We start from the raw sequence: 6,583 nt of genomic DNA on the forward strand, positions 1-6,583 counted from the left end.
GATGAGCGCTAGTCTCGTGGGCTCGGAGATGTGTATAGAGACAGGAGCGGCCGTGGCCGACGCGGCGGCCTGGCTGATGTACGCGGTCCCGACGGTCGCCCGCCCCTGAGAACGCTGAGCGGCCCACTCCTGCCCCGGCCCGGCACCGCCGAGTGTCGGTGCCGGCGCGGCGGCCTGCTGCGGTGGTGCCGTGCGCTGCTGTGGCGGTGCCGTGGCCCCCGGGTGTTGCTGCCAACCCGGTTCGCCCGGCCGTGCCGCACCCGGATGCGTCACCGCACGCCCCTCCCTGACCGGCCCGGCATGGTCAGCGTCCGATCGCGGCCTGGACGTCGGCGACCGTCACGGTACGCAACTCGTCGAGGCTGGGTCGCTGACCGGACTGGCGCAGTCGCTGTGCCTGAGCCTTGCGTACGCCCTCGAACAGCTTGCGCGCCTCCCGGGCGTTGCCGAAGTTCTCGTCGCGTTCGATCGTCCCGAAGTGATCCCGGAGCACCTCGGACACCCCGTCGTCCAGGAGGTACTCGTCGCCGTCGGCCATCCGCTCCACGATCACGACCAACTGTTCCGGCGAGTAGTTGCCGAACTCGATCGTCCGCGCGAACCGGGAGGCCAGACCGGCGTTGGCGTCGAGGAACGTCACCATGTCGCCGGTGTAGCCGGCGGCGATCACCGCGATCTCGTCCCGGTGGTCCTCCATCAGCTTGACCAGCGTGTCGATGGCCTCCTGGCCGAAGTCGCCGCCGCTGCCGAACGAGCGGGAGAGGGTGTACGCCTCGTCGATGAAGAGCACGCCGCCGCGCGCCTGCTCGAACACCGCAGCGGTCTTCTCGGCGGTGTGGCCGAGATATTGTCCGACCAGGTCGCGGCGGGACACCTCACGGAACGAGCCGCCGGGCAGGGCACCCAGCGCGGCGAGCAACTCGCCGTAGATGCGCGCCACCGTGGTCTTACCGGTGCCCGGCGCACCGGCGAAGATCAGGTGATGGCTCACCGCACCGACCGGCAGCCCGGCGCTGCGTCGCCACTCGTTGACCTGGATCTCGTCGATCAGGGCACGGACCTCGTCCTTCACCGACTCCAGGCCCACCATCGCCTCCAGGTCGGCGAGCAGCCTCTCCACCCGGGCGGTGTCCTGCGGCGTGGTGGCACGGGCGGCTGCCGCACCGAAGGCCGCCTGCCGGTTCACCCGACCCTCCACGATGGTCGGGGAGGCTCCCTCGGCGATCTCGAACGCCGGTTCGGCGGTGTTCTCGGTGGTGCACTCGGTGACCGAACCCTGGCAGCCCCGGCCGAAGGAGACCGCCGGACCACGGGTGTCCCGGATCCGGCAGCGGCGCAGCACCGGCGCGCTCTGGTGCACCACGGCGATCCCGGCCTGGCCGGTCTGCGAGATCTCGCACGCCTCGATGGTGGGCTTGCCGTACTGGTAGATGTAGATGCCCCGGTTGCCGCACCGGGCCACGGTGGTGGTGCGGATCGTCGGCGCGGCACCGATCCGCACGATGATGCCGTCCTCGGCGAGGTCGGTGAACTCGCAACCCTCGACGCTGCCCTCGGAGTCCTCCACCACCAGGCCGTAGCGTCCCCCGGTGACCCGGCAGCGGGCCAGGTTGAACTCCGAGCGACCGGCGATCTGGACGGCGGCGCCGAAGCCGGCGCTCAGCTCGCAACCGGTCAGCGTCAGCTTCGCCCGGTCCGCCACCACGACCGGTGCGTCACCGGCCTTGAGCACGAGGTCACGCAGCTCCAGGCGCCCGGAGTTGCAGGAGACCGTCGGGTACGTCCCGGAGGAGGCGTCGATGGTGACCGTGCCCGGCCCCTCGGCGGCGACCACGGTGGCGCCACGGTCGTTGACGAACAGCGCCTCGTAGTAGGTGCCGGGGCTCACCGCGACGACGGTGTCGTCGCCCGCTGCCGCCAGCGCCTCACCGATGGACGGGTAGGCGCCGGCTTGGTCGGTCGAGACGAGAAGGGTGCGCGTCATGGCTCCGGGGCTTCGTGCGGCGAGCATGCGGGGGGCGGAACCGACGATATCCCAGCCGTACTACGCCGTGTGAGCCTGTCGCGTCCGGGATACGGCGGCCCGACGGGCGAGAGTCGGGCCGCGTCGGGACTTCGTTCTGGTTAGGCTCGTCGGGCGAGTTCAGGCCCGCACCGGGCCGGATCGCTGTCGACGCCGGGAGGACGGATGACGCAGCCGCGGATGCTGCCGCTGGCGGCGGGTGCGCTGCTGGCCGACGGCACCGTCTACACCCACACCTCGGTACGCGGGGACGTGCCGCCGGACCTGCACCCGGTGGTCCGGCGCTTCCTGCACGGGTTGTCGGTCGACCAGCGCGAACGCTTCGCCGGCTGGTGCGCCGAGGCGGTGCTGGTCTCCGACCGCCTGTACGCGGCCGAGCAGGGTGGACCACCGATCGAGGCGGCGCGGGCCCGGGCGCTGCTCTGGGGCGCGAAGGTGCGGGTGACCCGGGTACGCGAGGAGGGCGACCCGCGCCACGGCGAGGTCCAGCCGCCCTGCCGATCCTGCGCCGCGCTGCTCGACTGGTTCGGTATGGAGGCGTTGACGTGACCGGACGGTTCCCACCCCTGGTGGCCGAGGCCCTCGCCGAGGCGGGTTGGTCGCCCGACGGCCGCGACGACGACCGGGGCCGCGAGTGGGGGCTGCGGATCGCCGCCCAGGCCAGCCCCGGCGGCCGTCAGCACGTGATGACCGCTGCGGCCATCGGCGCGTACGCCGAGTTCGGCGGGCTGCGGGTGATCCCGCGGGGCGACGGCGAGCAGATCGCGCCGAGCGACTTCCACCTGGACCCGTTCCTGGTGGGGCAGTCGGTGGAGACGCTCGCCGAACTGGCCGAGGCGATCGGCGCGCCGTTGAGCCCGCTCGGCGAGGAGGGCGGCGGCACCGGCATCCTCGCCGTCGACGCCCAGGGTCGGGTGTTCGTGCTGGACCACACCGGGGACTGGTTCCTCGGGGCGGACCTGGACGAAGCGATCACCGGTCTGGTGCTCGGCCGGCAGCCGCAGCGGGTGAACCGGGACGGCGGCTGGTGACCGACCGGCACCCCGCCGTCGACCGACAGCCCGCCACCGACTGGCAGCCCACCACCACGACCGAGCGGGCGATGCTGGCCGCCGCCGAGGCCGACGACAGGGCGGCCTTCCTCACCGCACTCGCCGAGGGTCCACTGCTGCTGCCGGTGTCGCCGTCGGCGGCGGCCGGTCTGGAACCGGTGGCGTGGCCCACCGGCACCCACGACGGGATCACCCACGTGCTCGCCTACACCTCGGCGGGAGCCATCGCCGCCGGCCTGCCCGGCCGGTCGGTCGGCTACCACGTGCTCGGGCTCGCCGACCTCGCCGTCGACTGGCCCGACGACACGTGGATGCTGGCCGTCGACGCCGGGCTGCCGATCGGGCTGCGGCTGACCGCCGAGGAACTGCGGTCGGTCGCCGCACCGGTGGTCGAGGCGGAACGGCCGCTGCGCGAGGCGATCCGCCGGCAGGACCCGAACGCGCTGATGTCGGCGTTGTTCCGGGCCGAACTGGTGTTACCGCTGCGCCCGGACGGCCCGGCCACCCGGGACCTCTCCGACCCGGAGTTCCCCTGGTGGAGCCTGCCTGACGAGCAGGGCCGGACGAGCCTGCCGGTGTTCACGTCGGAGACCCGGATGCGGCAGGCGTTCGGTGACCACGACCTGGTGGTGATCAGCAGCCTCCAGCTCACCGACCACTGGCCGGACCTCTCCTGGCAGTTGCTCCTCAATCCGGACACCGCGCTGGCGGCGGCGTTGCCCGGTGAGGCGTTGCTGAAGCTGCGCGAGTGGGTCGGCGAACTGCGTGAGGTGATCACCGAGGCGGCCGAGGAGGAGCAGCGTCGCCGCGAGACGGCCGCGTACGCGGAGCCGTCGCGGCGGGGCGTACCGGTGCCGCGTACGGCCCCGGAAAGCGAGGTCGCCGAGGGACCGGACCCGGACGTACCGCTGCTGTTGCAACTGGTCATCCCGCACCGGTACCTATCGTCCTACCTCGACGACGGATACGACCGGGCGGCCGGGCTGGTGCACGCCTGGCACGGCCCGGGCCGCGACACCCCGGCACGGCTGTACCGCCGCCTCGGGCTGCTCGGCGAGGGCTCGCCCTTCGAGGAGGCCGACGAGTGGGTGGCGGTGTTGCGCTGGCCGCCGGGTGAGACCACGCCGCCGGAGTGGGGCGAGGGCGGGCCACGCATGGAGTCGCTCGTCGTGCCGGACGGCACCGCCCTGCACTGCCTGCACCAGGACGGTCGGGACGAGCTGTTGGCCCGCTACGACGCGACCGCGCGGCGCTGGTCCCCGGCCTGATCAGGACCGGCGACGGGCGAACCAGGCGCGGGCCGGCGGGCTGCACACCAGGGCGAGCGAGACGCCCGCGAGGCCGCCCACCACCAGTGGGGTGACCATCGTCGGCTGGAAGGTCAGCTTGCCCTGTGTCAGCAGCGTGACGATGACGACGACGAAGATCCCGAACGTGAAGCCGGCCGGCACGGTCAGCCCGGCCGCACCGTCACCCTGCCAGGCCATCATCATCCCGAGCGAGGCGAGGAACACCACCAGCAGGGCGAGCGCGAGGACGGCGCCACCGATGCCGACCACCAGCAGCCGACCGATCCCGGTGCCCTCCGTGCGCAGCATGGCCAGGAAGAAGGCGATCCCGGCGACCAGCCAGACGACGACCGCAGGTCCCATCATCAGCACCGCGAGCGTGACCACGGGCGGACGTGACGCCGCCGTCCGTTCGGGGCCGGGCAGGCCGGGCGGCTCACCCTGGGCACCGTGGGATGGCGCCGCCGCTGACGACCCGGCCACCGTCGGCGCCGGGCCGAGGATCGGGGAAGGGGCCGGCGCCGGGTACGGGCCGGACACCGGCGGGGGGCCGGGAGACGGGTGCGGAGATCCACCGGTGGGCGGCGACGTCACGGGTTCCTCCTCGGGACGCATCGGTCAGCCCGGCGGCCGACGCCAGACCGCGTCTGCGGGCTGATCGAGCCCCTCCTGCGCGTCCGAAGGCGTTTCGTCGTCTGCTGGTGAATCGTCGTCGGCCGACTCGACCTGGTAACGGCGGGCCCGTCCACGCCTCAGCATGACGATGCCCAATATCCCGCCGACAATGAGCAGGAACACGGCAATGATCACTGCCCAGACGAAGATCAGGATGTCGTCCTCGCGCTCACGGGGGTTGGCCTGCCATGGCTCCAGGCCCCCTGCGCCCGGCGCGGTCGTGGCCGAGCCGGTGCCGCGGCCGTCCGGCTCGCCGGTCAGTGCCTGCCGGATGTCGAGGACTCCCCAACCGTAGTGCAGGTCGTGGCCGGGCTCGCCCTCGTCGCGGGTGGTCGCCAGCAGGCGCCGGAACATGTCGTACCCGTTCAGGTCCGGGTACTCCGCCTTGATCAGAGCCAGCGCACCGGAGACGACCGCGGCACTGCCGCTGGTGCCGATCGCGGTGACGTACTTGTCACCCGGTGCCGCGCTGACGAGATCCTCGCCTGGCGCGGCGATGTCGACCTCTTCGGCCGGCAACGCCGCCTCCTTGCTGATCACACCGTTGCGGTCGGTGCCGTTCACTGCCACGGCGCTCTGATGCCGGGCGGGATAACCGATGACGCCGTCCTTGCGGTTGCCCACGCCAGCGACCACGATCACGTTCCGCTGGTACGCCCGTTCGACCGCTCGGTTCAGTTCCTCGTTGAAGCTGGCGCTCAGCGAGACGTTGACGATGTCCGCGCCGTTGTCGACCGCCCAGTTGATCCCGGCAGCTACCGCCGTCGGCTGGATCAGTGGACTCCGTTCGCTGCTGACGGTCACCGGAAGGATCTTGGCTTTAGGGGCGATCCCGAGCACTCCGTCTCGGTTGCCCGGACCGTGCCCGTGACCGGCGATCAACGACGCCACCCCGGTGCCGTGTCCCTGCCGATCGACACCGCCCTTGCTGTCGTCGTCGTAGAGGTCGACGCCGGGCAGGACGTTGTCCTTCAGGTCCTGATGGCGGGCGTCCACCCCGGTGTCGACCACCGCGACCACGACACCCTCACCCTGGGTGATCTTGTGCATCTCCGGAAGCTCCAGCGCCTTGAGATGCCAGGAGTCGTCCCGGGTCGAATCGGCCAGGGCGGGCACTGCCGGAAGGGCGAGAGTCGCCAGCACACTCATGGCGGCGAGTGCCAGGGCCGGCGCCGGTCGGGTGCGGACACGCATGTCCGTCAACCTCCTCTGTGGGCTCTGGCCGGACGGCCGAGGGACGTTTGGTCATCCGCATGGTACGGGCCGGTGACCCCGCCTGGGGTGACCGGCCCGCCCACGTCATCCCTGGCCGAGGGCCTTGCCCTGCTCTCGGGGCCGCTGCTCCGCCGGCGCCTCGACCACGCCGACGGCGGACGACTCGGTGACCCAGAGTTCGTCGTCGCCCTCGCCGTACTCCCAGGTCTCCTGCTCCCCGTCGCGCGCCTGACCGGTCCGCGGCTTGGGCACCGAGCCTCCAACGCGGCGTCCGCCGAGCGAGGGGGCCGGACCGGTCGTCGGTGCCGGACGCGCGGCACCGGTGCGAC

At 72.3% G+C, this 6,583-nt stretch carries 7 protein-coding genes; 3 read left to right on the forward strand and 4 right to left on the reverse strand.

Annotated features, from left to right (window positions below; all coding sequences use genetic code 11):
• Positions 1 to 304: 304 nt before the first annotated feature.
• On the reverse strand, positions 305 to 1,984 hold the full coding sequence (locus tag EYA84_RS23490) for a right-handed parallel beta-helix repeat-containing protein (RefSeq protein ID WP_131055394.1): 1,680 nt from the start codon (positions 1,982 to 1,984) through the stop codon (positions 305 to 307).
• 204 nt (positions 1,985 to 2,188) lie between these two features.
• Here EYA84_RS23490 and EYA84_RS23495 point away from each other — a divergent pair, with 204 nt between their 5' ends.
• The 3 genes from EYA84_RS23495 to EYA84_RS23505 all read left to right on the forward strand — a co-directional run bounded on the left by EYA84_RS23495 (position 2,189) and on the right by EYA84_RS23505 (position 4,343).
• Positions 2,189 to 2,572: a YwqJ-related putative deaminase gene (locus EYA84_RS23495; RefSeq protein ID WP_131055396.1), complete on the forward strand. Its 384-nt coding sequence runs from the start codon at positions 2,189 to 2,191 to the stop codon at positions 2,570 to 2,572.
• Positions 2,569 to 3,054, forward strand: a complete 486-nt coding sequence (locus EYA84_RS23500; RefSeq protein WP_131055399.1) for an SUKH-3 domain-containing protein — start codon at positions 2,569 to 2,571, stop codon at positions 3,052 to 3,054. The genes EYA84_RS23495 and EYA84_RS23500 overlap by 4 nt, the downstream gene beginning before the upstream one ends.
• A 71-nt stretch (positions 3,055 to 3,125) precedes the next feature.
• Positions 3,126 to 4,343, forward strand: a complete 1,218-nt coding sequence (locus EYA84_RS23505) for an SseB family protein (RefSeq protein ID WP_131055405.1) — start codon at positions 3,126 to 3,128, stop codon at positions 4,341 to 4,343.
• Here the strand turns inward: EYA84_RS23505 and EYA84_RS23510 are convergent, their stop codons facing one another.
• The 3 genes from EYA84_RS23510 to EYA84_RS32625 form a co-directional block, all read right to left on the reverse strand.
• Positions 4,344 to 4,751, reverse strand: coding sequence for a hypothetical protein (locus EYA84_RS23510; protein WP_131055401.1), 408 nt, complete (start codon positions 4,749 to 4,751; stop codon positions 4,344 to 4,346).
• Between the two features lie 231 nt (positions 4,752 to 4,982).
• Positions 4,983 to 6,233, reverse strand: a complete 1,251-nt coding sequence (mycP, locus tag EYA84_RS23515) for a type VII secretion-associated serine protease mycosin (protein ID WP_131055403.1) — start codon at positions 6,231 to 6,233, stop codon at positions 4,983 to 4,985.
• 105 nt (positions 6,234 to 6,338) lie between these two features.
• Positions 6,339 to 6,583: hypothetical protein (locus EYA84_RS32625; RefSeq protein ID WP_236145922.1), on the reverse strand; the 245-nt coding region annotated here is incomplete at its 5' end.

The organism is Verrucosispora sp. SN26_14.1 (genome assembly GCF_004307965.1).
Taxonomy (GTDB): domain Bacteria; phylum Actinomycetota; class Actinomycetes; order Mycobacteriales; family Micromonosporaceae; genus Micromonospora.

What these genes read in the sequence shown, in the direction of transcription:
- EYA84_RS23490 (WP_131055394.1), bottom strand. Translation starts at nt 1,984, where the DNA reads ATGACGCGCACCCTTCTCGTCTCGACCGACCAAGCCGGCGCCTACCCG.
- EYA84_RS23495 (WP_131055396.1), top strand. Translation starts at nt 2,189, where the DNA reads ATGACGCAGCCGCGGATGCTGCCGCTGGCGGCGGGTGCGCTGCTGGCC.
- EYA84_RS23505 (WP_131055405.1), top strand. Translation starts at nt 3,126, where the DNA reads ATGCTGGCCGCCGCCGAGGCCGACGACAGGGCGGCCTTCCTCACCGCA.
- mycP (WP_131055403.1), bottom strand. Translation starts at nt 6,233, where the DNA reads ATGCGTGTCCGCACCCGACCGGCGCCGGCCCTGGCACTCGCCGCCATG.